Below are 22987 nucleotides of genomic sequence, written 5' to 3' on the forward strand. Positions count from 1 at the left end.
CCGACTTGGCACCGACATGGCGGGGGGACCGGGCGCGCGCCGTGGGGCGGCGAGGGGGGACGAGACGTCGTACGACGCCGTGGTGGGCTCGCCGGACCGCTCCGGCCGCGCGGAGGGTCTGGGCCAGGCACAGTGCCGCCACCGCGGACCGCTCCGGCCGCGCGGAGCATCCGGGCCAGACACAGTGCCACTACCGCGCACTGCCCCGGCACTGCGGAGCATCCGGGCCAGGCACAGTGCCGCCACCACGGACCGCTCCGGCCGCGCGGAGCATCCGGGCCAGACACAGTGCCACTACCGCGCACTGCCCCGGCACTGCGGAGCATCCGGGCGGAGGATCCCCACGGAGCATCCGGGCGGCGGATCCGGGCCGCGGATCCGCAGCGCGCGGTTCCTCACGTCGCGAAGGTCCGCCGCCGTGCCGAGGCCGCCGACAGGTCCGCCGTGGCCCGGCGCGCGGCGGCCACGTGGTGGGGCGAGTCCCAGGCGAGCGCGACGCGTTCGGCCAGCGCGTAGGCGTCGGCGGCGGCCTGTCCCTCACCGACGAGCCGGTAGAGGTCGCCCAGGGGGTGGGCGAGGGGGCGGGTCGCGTACGCCCCGCCGGCGGTGCCCCCGAACTGCTCCCGGATGGGCAGCAGATGGTCGATCAGCAGGGCCGCGGTGTCGGTGTCGCCCTGGCGGAAGGCCAGTTCGCAGCGGTAGTCGAGCTCCACCCCGTAGAGGTGGTCCCTCACCGGTCGCGGCGCGATGGGGACGGCCCCCGCCTCGTCCAGCCGCCCCAGGCGGGCCAGGACGAGGGCGTGCATCACGGCGACGGGGGTACCGACGACCGCGTGCAGGTCCCGGATGGCCGCCGCGATGTCGGCCTCCCGCCCCTGCGTGAGCCGGATGGCCCACAGGCCCAGCGTGCGGGGGGCCGTGGCGTAGTGCGCCCCGATGTGCTGGAACAGGCCGACCGCCTCGTCGTACCCGGCTTCCGCCTCGTCGAAGCGTCCCCTGACCGTGGCCAGCATGGCCGTGGTCATGACGTTGATGGCCTGCGCCCACCGCATCCGGTAGCGCTGCGCGAGTCCCAGGCCTTCGGCGGTGTGCCGGCGTACCGCGTCCGGATCGTTGCGGGTGGCGGCGGTCATGCTGTCGAGGTGCTCGCACACCCAGCGGTAGGCGGGAAGGTCGTGGACCCGGGCGAGCTCGCGCAGTTCGTCGACGAGCGGCGTCCGCTCGGCGCCGTGCACCTCGTGCGGCAGCAGCTGGGCGGACGTCATCAGCGCGGAGGCCAGCAGGCGCGGTCCGCCGTCGGCCCGGGCCAGGGCCAGTTGGGCGTCGGCCGCCTCCAGGGCTCGCCGCGGGTCCTCGGCCGCCACCGCGTCGACGAGGACCTGGAGCACGCGGGCACGGGTCGGACCGTCCAGGGCGTCGTCGCCGGCGAGCCGTTCCAGGCGGGCCAGCGCGGTCCGGTCGTAGAAGCCCTCCAGTCTGCTGCGCCAGTGGGAGGGTTCGGTCCAGGCCCCGTAGACCGCCGCGACCAGGTCGTCGCGGCCGGCCCGCACGGCCAGGTCGACCGCGCGCTGCCGGGTGTGCTGGGCGGCTTCCGTGGCTCCGGCCCGGATCTGCGCGCCCAGGAGCCGCACCAGAAGGGCGACCACGCCGTCCGGGTGCGTGTCGGGGTCCGCCGTGGCCGCGGTGTGCGCCTCCAGCGCCTGCTGGATCAGCCCGACGGACACGTCGTGGGCGTACCGCCGCTCGGCCGTCTCGGCGGCGCGCAGCGCGTAGTCGACGGCCAGGGGCGCGTTCGCCGTCCGGCCCGAGCGGGCGAAGTGGTGGGCCAGCGCGGCGAGGTCGTCCGGGCGGTGGCGGCGCAGCTCCTGAGCTATGCGGTCGTGCAGGCGGGACCGGCGTATGCCGGACAGGTCGGTGTACACCGTGTCGCGGACCAGGGCGTGCACGAAGCGGACCCGTCCCGGTCCGGGCTCGGTCAGGAGATCCGCCGCCAGGGCGGCGTCGAGCCCCGCGAGGACGGTGTCCTCGTCCCCGTCGGCCGCGTCGGTCAGCAGGGCCACCTCGGCCTCGAGTCCCACGACGGCCGCGAGCTGTACGGCGGAGCGCGCGCCGGCGGGCAGGAGCGCCAGGCGTCTGCGCAGGACGTCCCGGACTCCCTGGGGGACTTCGGAGACGGCCACCAGGGCGCCCTCGCTGGCCAGCAGGCGTGCGCTCTCCCAGACGTAGAACGGATTGCCGCCGGTGCGCTCGGCGATCGCCGTCACCGTGGTCCCGTCCACGGGTTCGCCGCAGACGGCGTCGACGACGGTGGCGACGTCCCGCGCCGACAGGCCGCCGAGCGCGACCCGGTGCGGGAGGCGGCGGGCGAGGTGGGCGAGGGTCTTGGCCAGTTGCTCCCCCGCCTCGGCCGGACGGTAACTGGCCACGGTGAGGAGGGGCACGCCGGTGACCGCGGCCGTCGCTTCGAGCAGGGCGAGCGTCTGGCTGTCGGCGCGGTGCAGATCTTCGAGGAGGACCGCCAGCGGCTGCTGGGCCGCCGCGTCCCGCAGCCAGGCGGCGAAGGCGCGGTGCATGCGGAACAGGCCCGCGGTCGCCTCGTCGCGCGTCGTGGCGGCCGTGCCGTCCGGCTCGTGCAGCAGCGCCGCCAGTTCCCCGGGCTGCGCCGGGGGGCATGCACGGGCGAGTGCGCCGAGCGCCTCCACCCAGGCCCAGGCGGGCGGCGCACCTTCGTACTCCGGGCAGCCGCCGGTCACCACGGTCCAGCCGTCGCGCCGCAAGCCGTCGGCGAGCCGCCCGAGCAGGGCGGACTTTCCCGCCCCCGCCTCCCCGGTGACCAGCACCATGTCGCCCGCGCGCCAGGCCGCCCGTGCGGCGGCGTCCACGGCGCGCAGTTCGTCGCTCCTGCCGACGAAGAGGTCGTGCCGGCCTCCGGGCGCGCCGGCCGGGGCCTGGGCGGGCACGGCGATCGCCGGCGGCGGTGTCGGGCCGGCCGCGCGCAGCACGTCGAGCCGCTGGGAGAGGACCGCGTGCTCCAGTTCGGCCAGGGCGGGCGACGGATCGCAGCCGAGTTCGTCGCGCAGCACCGCCCTGGCACGGCGGAGCGAGACGAGGGCGTCCGCCTGCCGGCCGTCGGCCCAGTGGGCGAGCGCGAGCAGTCGCCATCCCTCCTCCCGCAACGGGCTTTCCCGCACCAGGACCTCGGCCGCCGACGCCGCCTCGGCCGCGTGCCCGGTACGGAGGTCGGCCGCGACGGCGAGTTCGCGGGCCTCGGCGTGCAGCGCGCCGAGGCGGACCACTTCGGGCGCGGCCCACGTCTCGTCCGCGTGCTCCATGAAGGCGGGACCCTGCCACCACCGCAGTGCCTCGGCGAGCAGCTCGCGTGCCTGCGCGGCCGGCACGCGACGCGCACGGCTCACCAGGGCCTCGAAGCGCCAGGCGTCCACCGCGTCCTGCGGCAGCCGCAGCGCGTACCCCGGAGGGGAGGTGATCAGGACGGAGGCGGGGGTGCGCGGGGGCCGCTCGGGTTCGAGCAGGCGGCGCAGGTTCGACACATAGGCGTGCAGGGACACGGACGCCTTGGCCGGTGGCGCCCCGCGCCACAGGTCGTCCGCCATGCGGTCGACGGAGACCACGCCCTGGCGGGCCGCGATCAGCAGCGCGAGGACGGCCCGTTGCCGTGGGGGTCCCAGATCGACCGGCTTCCCCCCGACGTCGGCACCCATGGAACCCAGCACTCGGATACGCAGCACGCTGCGGGAATCTACCCGAGCGGCGTACGCGGCTCCTCAACGAAAACTAAACGCCCTTCCCGCCGGCGGGCGTCCCCGGGCCGGACCGGGACGGCGGCAGCGACACGGACGGGTGACAGAGGCGGACGGGCAGGTTCCGCCGACGCGCCTCGGGGCATCAGGTAAGTCCTCATCCGGCCCCAGAATCACGGGAGTTGAGCATGCTCCGTGGCATAGACGTCAGCGCCTACCAGTCCTCCTCCTTCGACACGGACGACATCTCCTTCGTCTTCATCAAGGCGACGGAGGGCCGCACGTACGTCAACCCGAAACTCTCGGCCCAGACGAAGCACGCCCGCGAGGCCGGACTCGTCGTCGGCTTCTACCACTTCCTGTGGCCCGGCAACATCACCGCCCAGGCGCAGCACTTCCTCTCCAAGGCCCCGGAGCGCGCGGGTGACATCCTCGCCGTCGACTGGGAGACGACGGGCGAGGGCACCCATGCGAGCAACGCCGAGAAGGACCGTTTCATCCGGAAGGTGAAGCAGTTGAGGCCGCACCACCGGGTGATCCTCTACTGCAACCGGAACTACTGGCTGAACGTCGACGACACCTCGTACGCCGGCGACGGCCTGTGGATCGCCGACTACGTCACGGCGGGCGAGCCCCGCATCAAGGCCGACTGGCGCTTCCACCAGCACACCGACGACCCCGTCGACAGGAACGTGGCGGACTTCGCCAGCCGGGCGGCGCTACGGGCGTGGGCGACACCGGACTGAGGACCGGGCCGGCCGGGGCCGGTCGCCCCCGCCGGGCGGCGCGGGCTCAGCGGCACCCGGGCGGCCCGGGAACGGCGGTACGACCCGGGCGGCCCGGACTCGGCGCTACGACCCGGACGGCCCAGGCCCGGCGGAACGACCCGGACGGCCCGGGCCCGGCGGTACGACCCGGACGGCCCAGGCCCGGCGGTACGACCCGGGCAGTCCGGGCCCGGCGGTGCGGCCCGGCGGCGGTGCGCGTCAGCCCGTGAAGTCCGGGGTGCGTTCGGGGCTCGCCTGCGCCAGTGCCTCGGTGACCTCGGCGACCCCGGCGCGCAGGCCGTAGACCGGGGTGTTCGGCTGCTGGCGCCAGGAGTCGTCGATGCCGCCGGCGTCGACCGTGTCGAAGCCGAGTTCCTCGACGAGGGCCCGGACCTTCGCCTTCGCCGCCTCGTCGTCGCCGGCCACCGGTACGGCGATGCGGTCGGGGGCGCCCGCCGGGCGGTGGCGGTCCAGGATGTCCTGGGCGTAGGTGCCGTTGAAGACCTTGATCACCGGGTGGCCGATCCGCCGTTCCGTCCAGCGGCTCTCGGTGATGCCCCCGTCCTCGATCTCCGCGATCCGGCCGTCGCGCTGACGGGGGTAGTAGTTGTTGGTGTCGATCACCGCCGCGCCCTCGGCGGCGCCGTCCAGGAAGCCGGCCGGGAGGTCGGGGATCGCCTTGAGGGGGATGGTGACGACGACGATCTCCGCGCCGCGGGCCGCCTCCACCGCCTCGACGGGGGTCGCGCCCGTCTCCTCGGCGAGCTCCTTGAGCGTGTGCGGACCCCGGGAGTTGGCGACGGAGACCTCGTGCCCGAGGGCGGTCAGCCGCCGGGTGAGATTGCCGCCGATGTTGCCGGCGCCGATGATGCCGATCTTCATGACAGACCCTTCCAGAGTGACTCACCTGCACGTGCGCGACGCATGCATACGCATGCATCTGGTGGGTGAACCCCTCGGGACCGCCCGCTATTCCGGGCCCGCGCCGAACGGGTCCTCCAGTTCCCGTGCCAGCACCTCGGCCGCCCGCTCCGCGTCCCCCTCGGCGACCGCCCGCAGCAGGCTCTCGTGGGCCTCGTCGCCGGTGCCCGGGTCGTGGTCGCGCAGGCCGGTGAGGGCGAGGAGGTCGACCAGGCCCTCGCGCAGGACGGGCACGAACTCGGTGAACAGGTCGGCCAGGACGGGGTTGTGGGCGGCGGCGACCACCGCCGCGTGGAAGGCGATGTCGGCGTCGACGAAGGCGGTGTCGTCGGCGTCCGCGGCCGCGCGCCGTCCGGCCAGGGCCGCCTCGACGGCGGCGACGTCCTCGGCGGTGCGGCGCCGGGCGGCCAGCCGCGCCGCGTGCACCTCCAGGGCCGCCCGGACCTCGTACACGTCGGTGACCGCGGCCCGCCGCAGCCGGGCCGGCCAGTCCTCGGCCGGCTCGGTGGCGATCACGAAGACGCCCGAGCCCTGGCGCGGCCGTACGAGCCCGGCGCCGGCCAGCGCGCGCAGCGCCTCGCGGACCGTGGAGCGCCCCACGCCGAGGTCCTTGGCGAGGGTGGTCTCGCCGGGCAGGCGGGTGCCGACCGGCCACTGCCCGCCGGCGATGCGGGCGCGCAGCCGCTCCACGACCTGCTCCACCAGGGGACTGGGGCGGACGGGGCCGAGGGACATCACTTCACCAACCTGCACACGGGACGACGGGCTTCACGACGATTCTCACTTGTCTGAGGACCTGAGGAGTCGCTAGCGTACCGGCCATGACGTTCCGCGGTCTCCTTCTTCTCGGCTGCCGCGGCGGGGCCTGACGCGACCGGCACCCCGCCGCGGGTCGCCGTGCTGCCGGTCACCGTCCGACCGAACCGGCCGATCCGGCCGAGACCGAGGCAGCGAACCCAGATGTCCACCGTCATTCCGTCCCGGGGCCCGTCCCCCACCCCGGCCCCGCCGTGGAACCCGCAGCGTCCCAGCCCCATGCCCCACCACCGCTACCGCCCCTTCCAGGAGCGGGTGAGCGTCCCCGCCGCCGACCGGAGCTGGCCCTCCGCCCGTCTCGAACGCGCCCCGCTGTGGGTGCCCGTCGACCTGCGCGACGGCAACCAGGCGCTCGCCGAGCCGATGGACACCCCGCGCAAGCGCCGCTTCTTCGACCTGCTGGTCGCCACCGGGTTCAAGGAGATCGAGGTCGGCTACCCGTCGGCCAGCCGCACCGACTTCGACTTCGTACGGCACCTCGTGACGGCCGGCGCCGTGCCGGACGACGTCACGCCGGTCGTGTTCACCCCGGCCCGGCCGGAGCTGATCGACCGGACCTTCGAGGCGATCGAGGGGCTGCCCCGGGCCGTCGTCCACCTGTACATCGCGACCTCCCCGGTGTGGCGGGAGGTGGTGCTCGGCCGGGACCGGGAGGAGGTGTGGCGCACGGTCCGCGAGGCCGCCACGCACATGGCCCGCCGGGCCGGCGACGACCCGGGCGTCCGCTTCCAGTTCTCCCCGGAGACCTTCAACCTCACCGAACCCGACTTCGTCCTGGAGCTGTGCGACGGCCTCACCGAACTCTGGGACGCGAGCCCCGACCGCCCGGTCACCCACAACCTGCCCGCGACCGTGGAGATCGCCACCCCCAACGTCTACGCCGACCAGATCGAGTACCTGCACCGGCACCTGGCCCGCCGCGACCGCGTCATCCTCTCGGTGCACCCGCACAACGACCGCGGCACCGGAGTGGCCTGCGCCGAACTCGCCGTGCTGGCCGGGGCGCAGCGGGTGGAGGGCTGTCTGTTCGGCAACGGCGAGCGGACCGGCAACGTCGACCTGGTGACCCTGGCCCTCAACCTCTACGCGCAGGGCGTCGACCCCATGGTCGACCTCGGCGACATCGACGCCGTCCGGGAGACGGTCGAGCACTGCAACCGGCTGCCCGTCCACCCCCGCCATCCGTACGCCGGCGACTTGGTCCACACGGCGTTCTCCGGCACGCACCAGGACGCCATCGACAAGGGCTTCGCCCATCACGCCCGCAGGGCGGCCGAGCTGGGGCTGCCGGAGCGGGAGGCGCCCTGGTCGGTGCCGTACCTGCCGATCGACCCGGCCGACCTGGGCCGCTCGTACGAGGCGGTCATCCGGGTCAACTCCCAGTCCGGCAAGGGCGGGGTGGCGTACCTGCTGCGCACGCACCACGGGATCGACCTGCCGGCGGCGATGCGGCCGGACTTCTCCCGGGTCGTGCAGGAGGCGACGGACGACAGCGGGCGGGAGGCCACCCCGAAGGAGCTGTACGAGCTGTTCCGGGCCACCTACCTGGCGGACGGGGAGCTCCGGCTGGACGCCTGGTCCACGCACCGGCAGGCGCCGGGCGTGCACCGCTTCGCCGGCACCCTGCGCCACGGCGACGACCGCGCCGGCGACCACGAGGGCACCGGCGCGGGGCCGCTGTCCGCCTTCGTCGACGCGCTGGCGGGCGCGGGGTTCACGGTCGAGGTGCTGGACCTGACGGAGACCGGCCGGGACGCTCCGGCCGGGACGGCCACCGCGGACTCCGCGGCCTCCACGCCCTCCGCGGCCTCCACGACAGGCACGGCCACGGCGACCACGGCGACCACGGCGACCACGGCAGCCACGGCGGCTACGGCGACCGGCGGACCGGCCCCCCGGACGGCCTTCGCCCGGTGCCGGGTGAACGGGGTCACCGTCTGGGGCGCCGGCCAGGGTCCGACCGGGCCGGCCGCCTCCGTCCACGCCGTGCTGTCCGCGGTGAACCGGGCGGCACGATGACGACCGGGACACCGCCGGCGGAGGTCCTGCGGGCCAGGGACGTCCACCTCGTGCGGGACGGGCGGCCCCTGCTCCAGGACGTGTCGCTGACCGTGCGGGCCGGTGAGCACTGGGCCCTCCTCGGGGCGAACGGCGCCGGGAAGTCCACCCTGCTCGGTCTGCTCGGCGCCCGGACCCACCCCACGCGCGGCACGGTGGACGTGCTCGGGCGGCGGCTGGGCCGGGTGGACGTCCGGGAGCTGCGGGCGTACGTGGGCCACGTCGACCCCCGTCATCCGCTGACCGAGCCGCTGCGGGTCCGGGACGTCGTCCTGACGGGCGCGACCAACTCCGTGGCGCCGCTGCCCCGCTGGCGCCCGACCCCGGAGCAGGAGGCGCGGGCCGAGCGGCTGATCCGCACCCTGGGCCTCACCGGCCACCGCGAGGCCCGCTGGCCGACCCTGTCGCAGGGCCAGCGCGGCCGGACCCTGATCGCCCGCGCGCTGATGCCGCGGCCCCGGCTGCTGCTGCTGGACGAACCGGCGACCGGCCTGGACCTGCCGGGCCGCGAGCGGCTGGTCGAGGCGCTCGACGCCCTGCGCCACGACCACCGGGAGCTGGCCACGGTCCTGGTCACGCACCATCTGGAGGAGCTTCCGCCGGGCACCACGCACGCCCTGCTGCTGCGCGACGGCCGTGCGCTCGCCCAGGGCCCGGTGGCCGACGTCCTCACCGGCGACCTGGTCGGCGCGTGCTTCGGCCTGCCGCTGGTCCTGGCCCGGCACGGCGGCCGGTGGACCGTGCGCACCACGGGCACGGGCACGGGCACCGGCACCGGCACCGGCACCGGCACCGCATGACGAAGGGGGGCACCCGCCGGGTGCCCCCCTTCCCCCGCGCGTCACTTGTCGAGGTACGCCCAGAACTCGTCGAACGAGAGGACCTTGTCCCCGTTGAGGTCGCGGCTCTTGATGACGGCCTCGGCGACCGACTCGGTGACGTTCCAGTCGCCGCCCTGGGCGAGGGCGGTCTTGAACTCGGCGGCGGTGATGAATCCGTCACCGTCCGTGTCGATCCGCTGGAACTGCGCGCGCGCTTCTTCGATGTCGGCCACCGATCCGCCCCTTTTTCCTAGCTTGCTGCCGTGCTGACGCAGGTCAGATTAACGGTCCGGGTGGGCGCGGAGCGCGGCGACCACCCACGCGAACTCCTCCTCGTACGCGGACTGCCCCTCCAGCCCGTTCACGACGGCCGACAACTTCCGGTAGCGGGCGACCCGTTGGTCGGCGACCGGGGTCAGCCGGTCCCGTACGGCGGCCCGGTCGGCGTCGCCGAGGAGGCCGCGCAGGATGCCGTCGGCCTCCGGGGCACCCGGGGTGACGCCGTCGCGCAGGGCCTGTCCCGCGAGCTGCAACAGCCGGCTCATGAACCACAGCGAGGTGCCGGGCGGGACCCCGGGCTTCCGGTCGGCGGCGTTGAACTCGACCATCTGCCGCATCAGCACCCGGAACTCCGGGTCCTGGATCAGTTCGGCGAACTCCACCCAGGCGTCGACCTGCTCGGGGGTGGGGTCGTCGGGCAGTTCGGCGGCGTGGAAGCGCAGCCGGGTGCGGATGTCGGGGTCGGCGGTGTCGAGGCCGTCGAAGACCTCCGCCAGGAACTCCTCGACGATCCGCCGTCGTTCGGCCGCCGACAGGCGGGCCAGTCTGTTCATCAGGGTCATCTCCTCCGCGGTCGAGCCGCGTCGCGCCACGGTCGACAGCACCGCACGGGTCACCTTCAGCGAGCGGATCTGCGCGTCGAGGGCGGCCACGTGCGCGGCCGCGACCTGCGCGATCGTGGTCTCCCCGGCCAGCACCGCGCGCACGTGGTCCAGGCCGAGGCCCAGTTCGCGCAGGGTGCGGATCAGCTCCAGGCGGGCGGCGGCCTCGGCGTCGTAGAGGCGGTAGCCGCCCGGGGAGCGGGTGACCGGGGTGAGGACGCCCTCGTCGGACCAGTAGCGGATGGTGCGCACGGTCAGTCCCGTCGCGCGGGCCAGCTCGCCGATGGTGAGAAGTCCGGTGCCGTCGTCGATCATGTGTGTGAGTCTGGGCCTTCCAGCGGGTGGAGACTCAAGGAGCGGGGCGAGGAGCACGGTGGAGACGTTGCGGGACATTCTCGACGCGGCGGCGCGGGGCGTCTTCCCGCCGGCGGACGGCGGGACGACGGTCGTGCCGCAGCACGCGCCCCGGGACGCGGGTGTGCTGGCGTTCACGGCGCACTCCGTCGTCTTCACCGACGAGGATCCGCGGTGGGTGCGCGAGGCGCTGGCGGCGGTGGAGGGCGACGCCCTGGCGGCGCCCATGAGCCCGCGGTTCCTGACGGCGCTCATGGAGCGCACGGGCCGCGCCTGCGAGAACGTCGACGCGCTCCTGGTCGGCTCCCCGCTGCCGGGTGGGCCGCCGCCGGGGCTGACGGAGATCGAGGACGCGGACCATCCCCGCGTGGTCTACGCCCGCCGGCGGCGGGACGACGTACGGGCCTGGACGGCGGACGGCGGGGTGCTGGTGCTGGGCCGCGGGGTCGCCGGCCGGCTGGAGGTGTCGGTCGAGGTGGATGAGGGCGTACGGCACCGGGGGCTGGGCCGGGCGCTGGTGGCCGCGGCCCGCCGTCTCGTCGACGAGCCGCTGTGGGCGCAGGTCACGCCGGGGAATGCCCGCAGCGCGCGGGCGTTCCAGGCGGCCGGTTACCGTCAGGTCGGGGCGGAGGCGCTGCTCACCGCCCGCCGGTGAGCGGGCTCAGTGCCAGGCCTCGAAGTGCGGGTTGCTCTGGCAGCCGCTCATGATCTCGACCTTGGTCGTCTTGTTCACCGGGCAGACGCCGATGATGTACTTCCGGTCGATGCCGCCGGGGAAGGCGACCTCGACCTGGTCCGCCCAGCGGTGGGTGTCGCCGATGGTCCTGTTGACGTCGATGCCGCCGGGGGCGTCGATGTAGTAGTTGTAGCCGGACTTCCACCACGTCTTGTACAGGTCGTGGTCGTACGTCGTGGACACGTACGGGGAGGGCTGGTTGACCAGGACGTACTTCTCGATGTCGTACTGCCCGTCGACCACGTCCCGGGGGTGGAAGCCCTCCTCGAAGACGGTGTCGGGGCCGCGGCCGTCGCTGCGGTAGAGGGTGCCGCAGGTCGTGCGCCAGACCGGGGCGGGGGTGATCCGGCCGAGGTCGACGCCTCGGTCGGCGGCGGCCTTCAGCTTGTCGTCGAAGAGGGGGCAGGCGGGGGCGGCCTTGGCCGGAACCTGGGCGCGCGGTTCCGCGGCGGCCGGGGTCGCGGGGACGGCGGCCGCCGCGGTGGCGAGGACGGTGGCCAGGGAGAGGACGGCGGCGGCTGCCCGCCGCCGCGCACGAGTGGTGATCATGCGGGGGACGATCCCGGTTCCGCGGCGGCGGGTTGTGGACCCTCACCCGTGCGTGGCGTGTCAACTGACCTGCGGTCAGCGGAAGATGCCGGTGTGGCCGAGCGAGTAGCGGCCCGGCTGCGGGTAGACGGCGAGGCCGTGCGGGCCGGCGCCGACCGGGATGCGGGCCAGTTGGACGCCGGTGCGGGTGTCGATGGCGTACACCTCGTCGTCGTACCGCCCGGACAGCCACAGGACCTTGCCGTCCGCGGAGACACCGCCCATGTCGGGGCTGCCGCCCTCGGGCAGCTTCCACTTCTTGGTCAGCCGGCCGCGGGTGAAGTCGAAGACGGAGACGGTGCCCTCGCCCCGGTTGGAGATGTACATCTCGCGGGAGTCGCGGCCGACGTAGAGGCCGTGGCAGCCCTTGCCGGTGGGCAGGAGGGTCGGCTCGGTGAACTTGTCGCCGTCCAGGACCCACATGCCGTCGGCCATCATGTCGGCGATGTAGAAGCGTTTCCCGTCCGGTGAGATCTTCACGTCCTGCGGCATCGCGCCCTCGAAGGGCAGTTGCTGCTGCCCGACGACCTGCATCTTCTCGGTGTCGACCTTGAGGATCTCGCCGCTGAACTCGCAGGAGACGATGAAGTAGCGGCCGTCGGCGGAGAAGTCGGCGTGGTTGACGCCGTAGCAGGTGACCGGTTCGGCCTTCATCCGCTTCATGGTGTGCGGGTCGAGGAAGACCAGCTCGCGGTCGAGGGAGGCCATGACCACGGCGTACTTGCCGTTGGGCGTGAAGTAGAGGTTGTACGGGTCGTGCACCTCGACCTCCGCGCCCGCCTTGCCGGTCCGCGGGTCGATGGGGGTGAGGGTGTGGCCGCGGTTGTTGTTGACCCACAGGGTCTTCAGGTCCCAGGAGGGCACGACGTGCTGGGGCTGGCGGCCGACCTTGATGGTCTCGATCACCCGGTACGTCGCCGGGTCGATGACGGAGACGGTGTCGGACTCGGTGTTGGGGACGTAGACGCGGGACGGGAAGCCCTTGACCACGGGCGAGAGCCGGCCCGGGCGGTCGGCGGCGTAGACGTCCTCGGGGTCGAGGACCGGGGGCATGCCGGGCAGGCCCTGGGCCGCCGCCTTCCGGGTCGGGGCGGGGACCGTGGTCCCGGTGGCCTCGGGCGCCGCCTTCCCGGTCCCGGCCCGGGGTGCGGTGCCGCAGGCGGCGAGGGCGGTGAGGGCGGCGCCGGCGAGCAGGGCGCTTGTCACAGTCGTGCGGTGCATCAGCTCAGCAGCTCCGTGGTGGTGACCGCGCGCAGACCGCGGCGGTGGAGTTCGGCCAGGACGGCGGGGAGCGCGGCGACGGTGTCCGCGTACCCGAAGTGCAGGCTCACGACGGATCCGCCTCGGATGCCGTCGAGGACCGTGCGGGCGACGGCGGGGCCGCCGGGGGAGGTGAAGTCGAGGGAGTCGACGTCGTAGGAGAGGACGTGCGGGTAGCCGGCGCGGCGGGCCAGGGCCGCGACGGCCGGGGAGGCGCGGGCGGCTCGGGAGGGGCGGAACCAGGTGCCGATGGACCCGGTGAGCGCGCGCAGCCGGTCCGCGCACGCGGTGATCTCCCGCTCCGCCTCCGCCGCGGGCAGGGCGTTGATGTCGAGGTGGCGGTGGGTGTGGTTGCCGAGGTCGTGGCCGCCGTCGAGGATCCGGCGGGCGAGGGCGGGGTGCTCCTCCAGCCAGGTGCCGACGGCCAGCACGGTGACCCGGGCGCCGTGCCGCTCGGCCTCGGCGAGGAGGGCACGGGCGGTGGCGGGGTCGCCGTTGCCGTGGAAGGTGAGGGCGACACGGGGCCGGTCGCGGGGACCGTGGGTGATGTGGGCGGGGTGGCCGGGGTAGGCGCGGGGGGCGGGGGCCGCCGGGGCGGGAGCGGGGGTGGTGGCGGGAGCGGGGGATGCGGGAACCGGGCGGGCGGCGGCGCCGGAGGAGGGGGCGGCCGGGGCGCACGCGGCCGCCAACGCGCTCCCTGCGACGATCCCGGCGCCCGCCCGGAGCGCGGCTCGGCGGTCGGTCGAAGTCACCCGCACCATTTAAGGGGCATAGGGCTACAAAACGGTTCATTCACCCGATCGCCGCGGGGAGGGGCGTCGGCGGTGTGATGCTGGTGCCCTCCTCCCTCGGAAGGTGCGACCTGTGAATCCCCCGGATCCGGTGCTTTCTTACAGACTGACGGTGTGGCAGCGCGCCCTGCCCTGCCTCGTCGCCTTCCCGGGCGCCGTGCTGCTGGTCGCCGTCGTCCTGGCCGTCGAAGGCGAACGGATGGCGGCGGCCGAGCTGGGGCAGATGACGTCCTGGGCCCTGCTCGCCACCTTGGTCGCCCCGTTCTTCCGGCGGAAGGACGGCGTGATCCTGACGCCGGACGCGCTGGTGGCCGTGGGCCTGCGGCGGCGACGGATCGCGTGGGCGCACATCCAGCGGCTGGAGGTGCGGCGGAGTCTGGGCTGGCGTCAGGTGATCGTCTGGACGGTGGACGGGCGCGGTACGACGCTGCGGGCGCCGTGGTCACCCGGGGACCCGGAGTTCGAGGCGAAGGTGAGGACGCTGGTGGAGTGGTGGGAGGTCCGGCGGTCGACGCCGACCGGGTGAGCGGATCGGCCGGGTGAGCGGGCGACCGGACCGGGGACGTCCCGCTCCCGCCCCTACCCCGCCACCCGCAACAGCAGCACCGACCGCCCCGGTACCGTCACCGCCGCCCCCGCCCGGTGCGTCACCCCCGGTGCCTGCGCCTGCTCCTCCCTCGACGTGTCGACGACCACCTCGTACCGCTCCGCCCACGGCGGCCCGGGCAGGACGAAGTCCACCGGGCGGTCCCCCGCGTGCAGGACGGCGAGGAAGCTGTCGTCGGTGATCGGCGCGCCCCGCTCGTCGCGCCCCGGGATGTCCCGGCCGGACAGGTACATGCCCAGCGTGGCGGCGGGGGCGTACCAGTCGCCCTCCGTCATCTCCGTGCCCCGCGCCGTGAACCAGGCCAGGTCCCGCAGCCCGTCCGCCGAGTGCGCCCGCCCGGAGAAGAAGGCCCGCCGGCGCAGGACGGGGTGCCGGTGGCGCAGGGCGATCAGACGGGAGGTCAGGTCGAACAGGGCCTTCCAGCCGGGGTCCTCCAGCAGCCCCCAGTCCAGCCAGCTGATCTCGTTGTCCTGGCAGTAGGCGTTGTTGTTGCCCCGCTGGGTCCGCCCCAGCTCGTCCCCCGCGACCAGCATCGGCACGCCCGTGGACAGCAGCAGCGTCGTCATCAGGTTCCGCAGCTGCCGCCGCCGCAGCGCCCGGACCCGCTCGTCGTCCGTCTCCCCCTCCGCCCCGCAGTTCCAGGCGCGGTTGTCGTCGGTGCCGTCCCGGTTGCCCTCGCCGTTGGCCTCGTTGTGCTTGCGCCCGTAGGAGACCAGGTCGCGCAGGGTGAAGCCGTCGTGCGCCGTCACGAAGTTGACCGAGGCGTACGGGCGCCGCCCGCCCCAGGCGTACAGGTCGCTGGAGCCCGACAGCCGGTACCCCATCTCCCGTACGTCGGGCAGCGCGTGCCGCCAGAAGTCGCGCACGGCGTCGCGGTAGCGGTCGTTCCACTCCGTCCACAGCGGCGGGAAGGCGCCCACCTGGTAGCCGCCCGAGCCCACGTCCCACGGTTCGGCGATCAGCTTCACCCGCCGCAGCACCGGGTCCTGTGCGATGACCGCCAGAAAGGGCGAGAGCATGTCCACGTCGTGCATGGAGCGGGCCAGGGCCGCCGCCAGGTCGAAGCGGAATCCGTCCACCCCCATCTCCGTCACCCAGTACCGCAGCGAGTCGGTGATCAGGCGCAGCACGTGCGGCTGGACCACGTGCAGGGTGTTCCCGCAGCCGGTGTAGTCGGCGTACCGGCGCGCGTCGGACTGGAGCCGGTAGTAGCCGCGGTTGTCGATGCCCTTCAGCGACAGCATGGGCCCGAGTTCGCCCGCCTCCGCCGTGTGGTTGTAGACGACGTCGAGGATGACCTCGATGCCGGCCGCGTGCAGCGCGCGCACCATCCGCTTGAACTCGCCGACCTGCTGCCCGGTCGTGCCGGCGGAGGCGTACGCGGCGTGCGGGGCGAAGTAGCCGATGGAGTTGTAGCCCCAGTAGTTGCCGAGCCCCCTGCGCAGCAGGTGGTCCTCGTGGGCGAACTGGTGCACCGGCAGCAGCTCCACCGCCGTCACGCCCAGCTTCACCAGGTGCTCGACCGCCGCCGGGTGCGCGAGGCCCGCGTACGTGCCGCGCAGCTCCTCGGGGATGCCGGGGTGCAGCCGGGTGAAGCCGCGCACGTGCAGCTCGTAGATCACCGAGTCGGCCCAGGGGGTCTTCGGGCGGCGGTCGTCGGCCCAGTCGTCGTCATCGTGGACGACGACGCCCTTGGGGACGTGCGGCGCCGAGTCCCGTTCGTCGCGCACGGTGTCGGCGACCTGCTGCTGGGGCCAGTCGCGGACGTGCCCGTACACCTCGGGCGGCAGGCGGAAGTCGCCGTCCACGGCGCGGGCGTACGGGTCGAGCAGCAGCTTCGCCGGGTTCCAGCGGCCGCCGGTCCAGGGGTCCCAGCGGCCGTGCACCCGGTAGCCGTAGCGCTGGCCGGGCATCACCCCGGGGACGAAGCCGTGCCAGATCTCATGGGTGAGCTCGGTGAGCCGGGCGCGGGTCTCACGGCCCTGTTCGTCGAAGAGGCACAGGTCGACCGCCTCCGCGCCGCCCGCCCAGAGGGCGAAGTTGGTGCCCGCCACGCCGTCCGGGCCGACCCGGAAGCGGGCGCCGAGCGGCATGGGCGCGCCGGGCCGCACGGGGACGCCCGGCGTCCTGCGCGGTGCCCCGTTCACGACGGCGGAGGCAGCGGTGCGCTGCTCCGCCACCGTCTCCTGCTCGGCTGCGCTGGACACCGTTGCGCCTCCCGCGGCTCGTGGCACGACGCGGGCCCCAGGGCGTACGGCGTCCCGGCCGCGGCTCCCCGTAGCGTCGTCCTCCCCCCTGTTCTGCCCAGAGCGTGCCTCGCACTCACGTTTCCCCGGAGCGGGCCCGTCGTTGGGTACCGCGTGAGGCACGTACAACGGCGCGCGCGGCGCGCGGGGGCCGTCCTGGCCGCCGTCATGACATGGGCAGCACTGCTGGCGGGGGCCGCCGGCTGCACCGGGGAGCGCCCCGGCGGGCTCGACCGGATGCTCGGGAAACCGCCGGCGCCCGAGGAGGTCGTCCGCGTCACGCCGGAGGACGGCGCCAAGGGGGTCCGCCCGGACGGCGGGCTCGGGGTGCGGGTCACCCGAGGGCGCCTGGAGTCGGTGAAGGTCGTCCGGTCGCAGGACGCGCAGGAGACCCGGGTGCCGGGCCGGATCTCCGCGGACGGCCGCAGCTGGCGCCCGGACGACGGCCGGCTCGCGCTCGCCGCCCGGTACACGGTCGACGCGGTGGCCGTCGACGACGACGGCCGCCGCTCCGCCCGCCACACCACGTTCACCACGTACGTCCCCGAGGAGCGCTTCATCGGGTACGTCACGCCCGAGAACCGGGCCACCGTCGGCACCGGGATGATCGTCTCCCTGGAGTTCAACCGGGAGATCGAGCACCGCGCCGCCGTCGAACGCGCGGTCGAGGTCACGGCCGACCCGCCCGTGGAGATCCGGCCGCACTGGTTCGGCGGCGGCCGCCTCGACTTCCGCCCCGAGGACTACTGGCGGCCCGGCACCGAGGTCACCGTCGCCCTGCGCTTCCGCGACGTCGAGGGCGCGCCGGGCGTCTACGGGCTCCAGGACAAGACGTTTTCCTTCACCGTCGGCCGCCACCAGGTCTCCGTCGTCGACGCCGCCCGGCACACGATGAAGGTGCGGCGCGAGGGCGAGCTGATCGCCACCGTGCCGGTCACCGCCGGGGCACCGAAGACGACGACGTACAACGGGAAGATGGTGGTGACCGAGATGCTGGAGCTGACCCGCATGAACGGCGCCACGGTCGGCTTCCGGAAGAAGAACGGCAAGAGCGAGTACGACATCCCGGACGTGCCGCACGCCATGCGGCTCACGGCCTCCGGCACCTTCCTGCACGGCAACTACTGGGCCGAACCGCAGGTCTTCGGGCGGACCAACGTCAGCCACGGCTGCGTGGGGCTGCGGGACGTCAAGGGCGGCGGCCCGGACACGCCGGCGGGCTGGTTCTTCGACCGTTCCCTCGTCGGGGACGTCGTCGAGGTCGTCCGCAGCAAGGACAAGCAGGTCGCCCCGGACAACGGGCTCGGGGGCTGGAACATGACCTGGGAGGAGTGGACGCAGGGCAGCGCGGTGGAGTGACCCTTTCCTCCCGGGGCCGAAGTTGGGACGGAACGGTGACATGTGGGGGCCGTCCACGCCGCTGACCTTGTGGTTAATATGCGCGCAGCGCGGGGGACACGCCCGCGTGCGGGCCTGACCGGCCCGGGGGAGGGGAGAACGGACTTGAACGTGCGACCGATATCGGGGGCATCGGTTGGCGGGCGCTCACGCGGCCGCAACAGGCGGCTGGCACTGATCGTCGGAGGGCTGCTGCTGGCCGTCACGGCCTGCGGCGGTGGCGGGGACTCCGACGCCGGCTCGCAGAAGGCGGGCAACGTGGCGGCCTCCGGCTCCGCCACCGCGCAGAGCGGGCAGTCGGAGGCGGTCGTCACCATCGCCCCGAAGGACGGCGCCCAGTCCGTCGACACCAGCGGCACCCTCAAGGTCACCGCCGCCCAGGGCAAGCTGACCGAGGTCGTCGTCAAGGACGCCGACGGCGCCACGGTCGACGGCGCGATATCGGCCGACGGCTCCGGCTGGACGCCCGCCACCCATCTGGCGGCCTCCACCCGCTACCAGGTGCACGCGGTCGCCAAGGACTCCGCGGGCCGCACGGCCGCCGAGGACTCCTCCTTCACCACGCTGAGCCCGCAGAACACCTTCATCGGGAACTTCACGCCGGAGGACGGCTCCACGGTCGGCGTCGGCATGCCGTTCTCGGTCCGCTTCACCCGGGGCATCACCGCGCCGGACGCCGTCGAGAAGGCCATCACCGTCACGACCGAGCCGGCCGTCGACGTGCAGGGCCACTGGTTCGGCAACGACCGCCTCGACTTCCGCCCCGAGCAGTACTGGAAGGCCGGCACCAAGGTCACGGTCGAGCTGAACCTGGACGGCGTCGAGGGCCGCAAGGGCGTCTACGGCAAGCAGTCCAAGACCGTCTCCTTCACCATCGGCCGCAACCAGGTGACCGTCGTGGACGCCAAGAAGCACACCATGAAGGTCATGCAGGAGGGCAAGGTCGTCAAGACCATCCCGGTCACCACCGGCAAGCCCGGCTACGCCACCTGGAACGGCCAGATGGTCATCAGCGAGAAGTTCACGGTGACCCGGATGAACGGCGACACCGTCGGCTACGACGGCGAGTACGACATCAAGGACGTCCCGCACGCCATGCGGCTGACCAACTCCGGCACCTTCGTGCACGGCAACTACTGGGGCGGCGACGCCTTCGGCAACTACAACGCCAGCCACGGCTGCATCGGCCTGCGCGACGTGCGCGGCGGCTACGACAGCGGCGTACCGGCCGCGTGGTTCTTCAACCACTCGATCGTCGGCGACGTGGTGGTCGTGAAGAACTCCACCGACCCGACGGTCGACCCGTCCAACGGCCTGAACGGCTGGAACATGTCGTGGGCGGAGTGGACGAAGTAGGTTCCACCGCCCGGCGGGCCCGGTGCCGTGACCCACGGCACCGGGCCCGCCGTCGTCCGTGCCCGTGCGCCGGGTGTGACCCACGGCATGGGACCGGTCGACGTTAGTTGTCGTGCCCCACCTGCCCGGGGGACGACCCCCGGACCCCCGGCCGGGTGTGACCCACGGCATGGGACCGGTCGACGTTAGTTGTCGTTAACCTGCTCGCATGACCGTGAATCTCGAAGTCTCCGAGGGCGTCGGCACGCTGCGTCTGGACCGCCCGCCCATGAACGCGCTGGACGTCGCCACGCAGGACCGGCTCAGGGAACTCGCCGAGGAGGCGGGCCGCCGTGACGACGTACGGGCCGTCGTCGTGTACGGCGGCGAGAAGGTGTTCGCGGCGGGCGCGGACATCAAGGAGATGCAGGCCATGGACCACGCGGCGATGGTCCTGCGCGCCCGCGCCTTGCAGGAGGCCTTCACCGCGGTGGCCCGTATCCCCAAGCCGGTGGTGGCGGCCGTGACCGGCTACGCGCTGGGCGGCGGCTGCGAGCTGGCGCTGTGCGCGGACGTCCGCATCGCCGCGGACGACGCCAAGCTGGGCCAGCCCGAGATCCTGCTCGGCCTGATCCCCGGCGCGGGCGGCACCCAGCGCCTCGCCCGGCTGGTCGGCCCGTCCAAGGCGAAGGACCTCATCTTCACGGGCCGGATGGTCAAGGCGCAGGAGGCCCTGACGATCGGCCTGGTGGACCGGGTGGTCCCGGCCGGCGAGGTGTACGCGCAGGCGCACGCCTGGGCCGCGAAGCTGGCGCAGGGCCCGGCGATCGCGCTGCGCGCGGCGAAGGAGTCGATCGACACGGGCCTGGAGACGGACATCGAGACGGGCCTGGCGGTGGAACGCACCTGGTTCGCGGGCCTGTTCGCGACCGCCGACCGCGAGACCGGCATGCGGAGCTTCGTGGAGGAGGGTCCCGGCAAGGCGAAGTTCCTCTGAGCGAGCGGGCGGTGCACGGTGAGGCATCTCTCGCCAAATCCGGGTGAAGCCGCTTGCAATTGACGGTCCGTCTCACCCGGCTCTCCCGTCGGGGCGGTTTACGGGAGCCTTAAGGCAGCCTTAAGGCTCCCGCGCCGAGGGAGTCCGCCCCTTGCCTCCGAACGCTTCGTCGTCGCAGGTCGGCGATGGTTGCCGGGCCTCGGCATGCCAGCGGCACATGCCAGGTGACGTGTGGGGAACGAGGGCGCCCGGGGGGCGCATTCGCCGGGAAGCACCACGGCGAAGTCACCGGACGGCCATGATGGGGGCATGGCGGGGCTGGAGGGTTCTGAACAGCCGCGAGGGCACGGCCGTGTGACCGCGGCACGCTGGTCGCCCGCGGTCGAGGACGAACGGGCACTCAAGGCGCTGGAACTGTTCGGCGACCCGACGGAGGCCGAGGTTCCGCTGCCGTCCCGCCCCGAGTCCGCCGCCACCGCCCGGCGGCTCGCCCAGGTCGTCGTCCTGCGCCAGTGGCAGCTCACCCCCAAGATGACCGAGGACGCCGTCCTGCTCGTCTCCGAACTCGTCGGCAACGCCGTCCGCCACACCGGCGCCCGCACCTTCGGCCTGCGGATGCGCCGTCGCCGCGGCTGGATCCGCGTCGAGGTCCGCGACCCCTCCCGCGGGCTGCCCTGTCTGATGCCGGTCCAGGAGACGGACATCAGCGGCCGGGGCCTGTTCCTCGTCGACAAGCTGTCCGACCGGTGGGGGGTCGACCTGCTGCCCCGGGGGAAGACGACGTGGTTCGAGATGCGGGTGGCGGACCGGTGAGGAGCGCGCCTCCGGCAGGGGGAAGGCCGCTGGTCCCGGTCCGTGGACGGCGCCTTGACGGCACGGCCCGACGGTGGCACCGTTCGCGATCATGAGGACCCCCGCTGACCACCGCCGCGCGCGCGTCGCGCTCGTGGAGCGGCGTCACGTCGACCTGTGCCGGCAGTCCAGCGCCATCTGTCGCTGAGCCGTAGCCCCCTCCCCCTCCTCTCCCTTTCCCCCTCTTCTCCTCTTCTCCTCTTCTCCTCTTCGCTCCTTCTCTTCGCGCGCCCTCGCACGGGGCACGCCGATCACGAGGATTCCGCATGCCCGAAATATCCCGTCGTACCTTCGGTGGCCTGGTCGGTGGCGGTGCCGTGACCGCGGTCGCCGGTACGGCCGGCAGCGCAGAAGCCGCTCCCGAGTCCGCCTCCGCCTCCGCCTCCGCCGAGCGTCCGTTCCGGGCCCGTTCCTCCGCCGGTTCGGGCGGGCGGCCCAACTTCCTGTTCATCCTGGGTGACGACCTGGGCTGGGCGGACCTGTCGTCGTACGGCTCACCGCACATCAAGACGCCGAACCTGGACCGGCTGGCCGCGCAGGGCGTGCGGTTCACGAACGCCTACTCCGGCTCCGCGACCTGCTCCCCCACCAGGTTCAGCCTGTACACCGGCCGCTACCCGGGCCGTACGCAGGGCGGGCTCGCCGAGCCCATCGGCAACAAGACGCAGGGACTGGACCCGAACCACCCGACCCTGGCCTCCCTGCTGAAGAAGGCCGGCTACTCGACCGCCCTCATCGGCAAGTGGCACTGCGGCTGGCTGCCCGACTACAGCCCCACCAAGTCGGGCTGGGACGAGTTCTTCGGCAACTTCGGCGGCGCCCTGGAGTACTTCTCCAAGCTGGGCCAGCTCGGTGACTACGACCTCTACGAGGGCGACGCCGAGTACAAGGACCTGCGCTACTACACGACCGTCCTCACCGAGCGGGCCGTGGAGTACGTCTCCCGGGACCACGACGAGCCCTGGCTGCTCAACCTCAACTTCACCACCCCGCACTGGCCCTGGCTGGGCGAGGGCGACGAGGAGACCGGCGCCGAGATCGCCGCGAAGATCCGCGCCGGCCAAGTGCTGAGCGGCCTCCTGCACAACGACGGCGGCTCGGTGGAGAAGTACACCGAGATGGTGGAGAACCTCGACGCCTCCATCGGCAAGGTGCTCGCCGCCCTGAAGCGCTCCGGCCAGGAGCAGAACACCGTCGTGGTGTTCGCCAGCGACAACGGCGGCGAGCGGTTCTCCTACCTGTGGCCGCTCAGCGGCGCCAAGTCGGAGCTGCTGGAGGGCGGCATCCGGGTGCCGACCATCCTGCGCTGGCCCGCCCGGCTCGACGGCCACCAGGTCAGCGACGAGCCCGTCTTCTCCCCGGACTGGACGGCGACCCTGCTGGAACTGGGCGGCGCCCGCCCCGCCTCGACCCACCCGCTCGACGGACACAGCCTCGCCGGCTACCTGCTGCGCGGCGAGGAGGTGCCCGAGCGCGACCTGTTCTGGCGGGTGCGCGGCAACCGGGCCCTGCGGCGCGGCGACTGGAAGTACTACCAGGACTCCGCCGGCACGGACCACCTGTACAACCTGGCCCAGGACCAGCGCGAGCAGGCCGACCTCGCCACCGACCGGCCGGAGCTGCTCGCCGAGCTGAAGGCCGCGTGGGAGAAGACCGCGAGCGGGCTGCTGCCGTACCCGGCGGCCTGACCGGCAACCGCAGCCCGACGGACTTCATTCGATCGAATGACGCAGAGCCACGGGCTTGACCGCCCGACCCCGCGTTCGGCACCCCGAACGCGCAGGTCGCGGCGGTCGGG

Annotated in this window: 20 protein-coding genes; 11 read left to right on the top strand and 9 right to left on the bottom strand. The window is 73.6% G+C overall.

Translation table 11 applies throughout. The features are described 5' to 3' along the window. Nucleotides 1–395: 395 nt before the first annotated feature. Complete coding sequence (locus tag ACZ3KJ_RS12245) at nt 396–3749, bottom strand: BTAD domain-containing putative transcriptional regulator (protein WP_467526447.1); 3354 nt, start codon at nt 3747–3749, stop codon at nt 396–398. 200 nt (nt 3750–3949) lie between these two features. Here ACZ3KJ_RS12245 and ACZ3KJ_RS12250 point away from each other — a divergent pair, with 200 nt between their 5' ends. Then, complete coding sequence (locus ACZ3KJ_RS12250; RefSeq protein ID WP_467526448.1) at nt 3950–4507, top strand: glycoside hydrolase family 25 protein; 558 nt, start codon at nt 3950–3952, stop codon at nt 4505–4507. Between the two features lie 240 nt (nt 4508–4747). On the opposite strand, the gene ACZ3KJ_RS12255 is transcribed toward ACZ3KJ_RS12250, so the two are convergent. After that, the gene (locus tag ACZ3KJ_RS12255) at nt 4748–5410 is read right to left on the bottom strand and encodes an NADPH-dependent F420 reductase (protein WP_467526449.1); all 663 of its coding nucleotides are present in this window, start codon (nt 5408–5410) and stop codon (nt 4748–4750) included. A gap of 87 nt (nt 5411–5497) precedes the next feature. Further along, on the bottom strand, nt 5498–6184 hold the full coding sequence (locus ACZ3KJ_RS12260; RefSeq protein ID WP_467526450.1) for a FadR/GntR family transcriptional regulator: 687 nt from the start codon (nt 6182–6184) through the stop codon (nt 5498–5500). A 225-nt stretch (nt 6185–6409) separates the two neighbouring features. Here ACZ3KJ_RS12260 and ACZ3KJ_RS12265 point away from each other — a divergent pair, with 225 nt between their 5' ends. After that, nucleotides 6410–8284 carry a 2-isopropylmalate synthase gene (locus ACZ3KJ_RS12265; RefSeq protein ID WP_467526451.1) on the top strand — a complete coding sequence of 625 codons (1875 nt, stop codon included), beginning with the start codon at nt 6410–6412 and terminating at the stop codon, nt 8282–8284. Continuing rightward, complete coding sequence (locus ACZ3KJ_RS12270; RefSeq protein WP_467526452.1) at nt 8281–9123, top strand: ABC transporter ATP-binding protein; 843 nt, start codon at nt 8281–8283, stop codon at nt 9121–9123. Before ACZ3KJ_RS12265 ends, ACZ3KJ_RS12270 begins: the two co-directional genes overlap by 4 nt. Nucleotides 9124–9164: 41 nt before the next feature. On the opposite strand, the gene ACZ3KJ_RS12275 is transcribed toward ACZ3KJ_RS12270, so the two are convergent. Both ACZ3KJ_RS12275 and ACZ3KJ_RS12280 read right to left on the bottom strand, forming a co-directional pair. Then, entirely contained in the window at nt 9165–9377 is a 213-nt protein-coding gene (locus ACZ3KJ_RS12275; protein WP_467526453.1) for an EF-hand domain-containing protein, read from the bottom strand. A 48-nt stretch (nt 9378–9425) separates the two neighbouring features. Beyond that, nucleotides 9426–10340 (bottom strand): helix-turn-helix domain-containing protein, encoded by a 915-nt coding sequence (locus ACZ3KJ_RS12280; protein WP_467526454.1) that lies wholly within the window; start codon nt 10338–10340, stop codon nt 9426–9428. Nucleotides 10341–10398: 58 nt separating this feature from the next. Here ACZ3KJ_RS12280 and ACZ3KJ_RS12285 point away from each other — a divergent pair, with 58 nt between their 5' ends. Continuing rightward, the gene (locus ACZ3KJ_RS12285; protein ID WP_467526455.1) at nt 10399–11034 is read left to right on the top strand and encodes a GNAT family N-acetyltransferase; all 636 of its coding nucleotides are present in this window, start codon (nt 10399–10401) and stop codon (nt 11032–11034) included. A 6-nt stretch (nt 11035–11040) separates the two neighbouring features. Here ACZ3KJ_RS12285 and ACZ3KJ_RS12290 read toward each other — a convergent pair whose 3' ends face one another. The 3 genes from ACZ3KJ_RS12290 to ACZ3KJ_RS12300 all read right to left on the bottom strand — a co-directional run bounded on the left by ACZ3KJ_RS12290 (nt 11041) and on the right by ACZ3KJ_RS12300 (nt 13724). After that, on the bottom strand, nt 11041–11664 hold the full coding sequence (locus tag ACZ3KJ_RS12290) for an ADP-ribosyltransferase (protein WP_467526456.1): 624 nt from the start codon (nt 11662–11664) through the stop codon (nt 11041–11043). Between the two features lie 75 nt (nt 11665–11739). Then, nucleotides 11740–12924: a YncE family protein gene (locus tag ACZ3KJ_RS12295; RefSeq protein ID WP_467526457.1), complete on the bottom strand. Its 1185-nt coding sequence runs from the start codon at nt 12922–12924 to the stop codon at nt 11740–11742. Further along, the gene (locus ACZ3KJ_RS12300) at nt 12924–13724 is read right to left on the bottom strand and encodes a polysaccharide deacetylase family protein (protein WP_467526458.1); all 801 of its coding nucleotides are present in this window, start codon (nt 13722–13724) and stop codon (nt 12924–12926) included. Before ACZ3KJ_RS12300 ends, ACZ3KJ_RS12295 begins: the two co-directional genes overlap by 1 nt. 121 nt (nt 13725–13845) lie before the next feature. On the opposite strand from ACZ3KJ_RS12300, the gene ACZ3KJ_RS12305 reads away from it, so the two are divergent. Further along, nucleotides 13846–14280: a hypothetical protein gene (locus tag ACZ3KJ_RS12305; protein ID WP_467526459.1), complete on the top strand. Its 435-nt coding sequence runs from the start codon at nt 13846–13848 to the stop codon at nt 14278–14280. Nucleotides 14281–14333: 53 nt separating this feature from the next. Here the strand turns inward: ACZ3KJ_RS12305 and glgX are convergent, their stop codons facing one another. After that, nucleotides 14334–16568, bottom strand: coding sequence for a glycogen debranching protein GlgX (gene glgX, locus ACZ3KJ_RS12310; RefSeq protein WP_467526460.1), 2235 nt, complete (start codon nt 16566–16568; stop codon nt 14334–14336). A 207-nt stretch (nt 16569–16775) separates the two neighbouring features. Between glgX and ACZ3KJ_RS12315 the strand changes: the two genes are divergently transcribed. The 6 genes from ACZ3KJ_RS12315 to ACZ3KJ_RS12340 all read left to right on the top strand — a co-directional run bounded on the left by ACZ3KJ_RS12315 (nt 16776) and on the right by ACZ3KJ_RS12340 (nt 22877). Continuing rightward, nucleotides 16776–17966 carry a L,D-transpeptidase gene (locus ACZ3KJ_RS12315; RefSeq protein ID WP_467526461.1) on the top strand — a complete coding sequence of 397 codons (1191 nt, stop codon included), beginning with the start codon at nt 16776–16778 and terminating at the stop codon, nt 17964–17966. 144 nt (nt 17967–18110) lie between these two features. Then, nucleotides 18111–19361 (top strand): L,D-transpeptidase, encoded by a 1251-nt coding sequence (locus tag ACZ3KJ_RS12320; protein WP_467526462.1) that lies wholly within the window; start codon nt 18111–18113, stop codon nt 19359–19361. Between the two features lie 208 nt (nt 19362–19569). Then, the gene (locus ACZ3KJ_RS12325) at nt 19570–20337 is read left to right on the top strand and encodes an enoyl-CoA hydratase/isomerase family protein (protein WP_467526463.1); all 768 of its coding nucleotides are present in this window, start codon (nt 19570–19572) and stop codon (nt 20335–20337) included. Nucleotides 20338–20646: 309 nt separating this feature from the next. Then, entirely contained in the window at nt 20647–21150 is a 504-nt protein-coding gene (locus ACZ3KJ_RS12330; RefSeq protein WP_467526464.1) for an ATP-binding protein, read from the top strand. A gap of 91 nt (nt 21151–21241) precedes the next feature. Next, nucleotides 21242–21337, top strand: a complete 96-nt coding sequence (locus ACZ3KJ_RS12335; protein WP_467526465.1) for a putative leader peptide — start codon at nt 21242–21244, stop codon at nt 21335–21337. Nucleotides 21338–21455: 118 nt separating this feature from the next. Beyond that, nucleotides 21456–22877 carry a sulfatase family protein gene (locus ACZ3KJ_RS12340; RefSeq protein WP_467526466.1) on the top strand — a complete coding sequence of 474 codons (1422 nt, stop codon included), beginning with the start codon at nt 21456–21458 and terminating at the stop codon, nt 22875–22877. Nucleotides 22878–22987 lie beyond the last annotated feature (110 nt).

The sequence above is a fragment of the Streptomyces sp. NPDC003248 genome (assembly GCF_055563235.1).

Coding starts and splice junctions, on each gene's coding strand:
- ACZ3KJ_RS12250 (WP_467526448.1), top strand. CDS start 3,950: ATGCTCCGTGGCATAGACGTCAGCGCCTACCAGTCCTCCTCCTTCGAC.
- ACZ3KJ_RS12255 (WP_467526449.1), bottom strand. CDS start 5,410: ATGAAGATCGGCATCATCGGCGCCGGCAACATCGGCGGCAATCTCACC.
- ACZ3KJ_RS12260 (WP_467526450.1), bottom strand. CDS start 6,184: ATGTCCCTCGGCCCCGTCCGCCCCAGTCCCCTGGTGGAGCAGGTCGTG.
- ACZ3KJ_RS12265 (WP_467526451.1), top strand. CDS start 6,410: ATGTCCACCGTCATTCCGTCCCGGGGCCCGTCCCCCACCCCGGCCCCG.
- ACZ3KJ_RS12270 (WP_467526452.1), top strand. CDS start 8,281: ATGACGACCGGGACACCGCCGGCGGAGGTCCTGCGGGCCAGGGACGTC.
- ACZ3KJ_RS12280 (WP_467526454.1), bottom strand. CDS start 10,340: ATGATCGACGACGGCACCGGACTTCTCACCATCGGCGAGCTGGCCCGC.
- ACZ3KJ_RS12290 (WP_467526456.1), bottom strand. CDS start 11,664: ATGATCACCACTCGTGCGCGGCGGCGGGCAGCCGCCGCCGTCCTCTCC.
- ACZ3KJ_RS12295 (WP_467526457.1), bottom strand. CDS start 12,924: ATGCACCGCACGACTGTGACAAGCGCCCTGCTCGCCGGCGCCGCCCTC.
- ACZ3KJ_RS12300 (WP_467526458.1), bottom strand. CDS start 13,724: ATGGTGCGGGTGACTTCGACCGACCGCCGAGCCGCGCTCCGGGCGGGC.
- ACZ3KJ_RS12315 (WP_467526461.1), top strand. CDS start 16,776: ATGACATGGGCAGCACTGCTGGCGGGGGCCGCCGGCTGCACCGGGGAG.
- ACZ3KJ_RS12325 (WP_467526463.1), top strand. CDS start 19,570: ATGACCGTGAATCTCGAAGTCTCCGAGGGCGTCGGCACGCTGCGTCTG.
- ACZ3KJ_RS12330 (WP_467526464.1), top strand. CDS start 20,647: ATGGCGGGGCTGGAGGGTTCTGAACAGCCGCGAGGGCACGGCCGTGTG.
- ACZ3KJ_RS12335 (WP_467526465.1), top strand. CDS start 21,242: ATGAGGACCCCCGCTGACCACCGCCGCGCGCGCGTCGCGCTCGTGGAG.
- ACZ3KJ_RS12340 (WP_467526466.1), top strand. CDS start 21,456: ATGCCCGAAATATCCCGTCGTACCTTCGGTGGCCTGGTCGGTGGCGGT.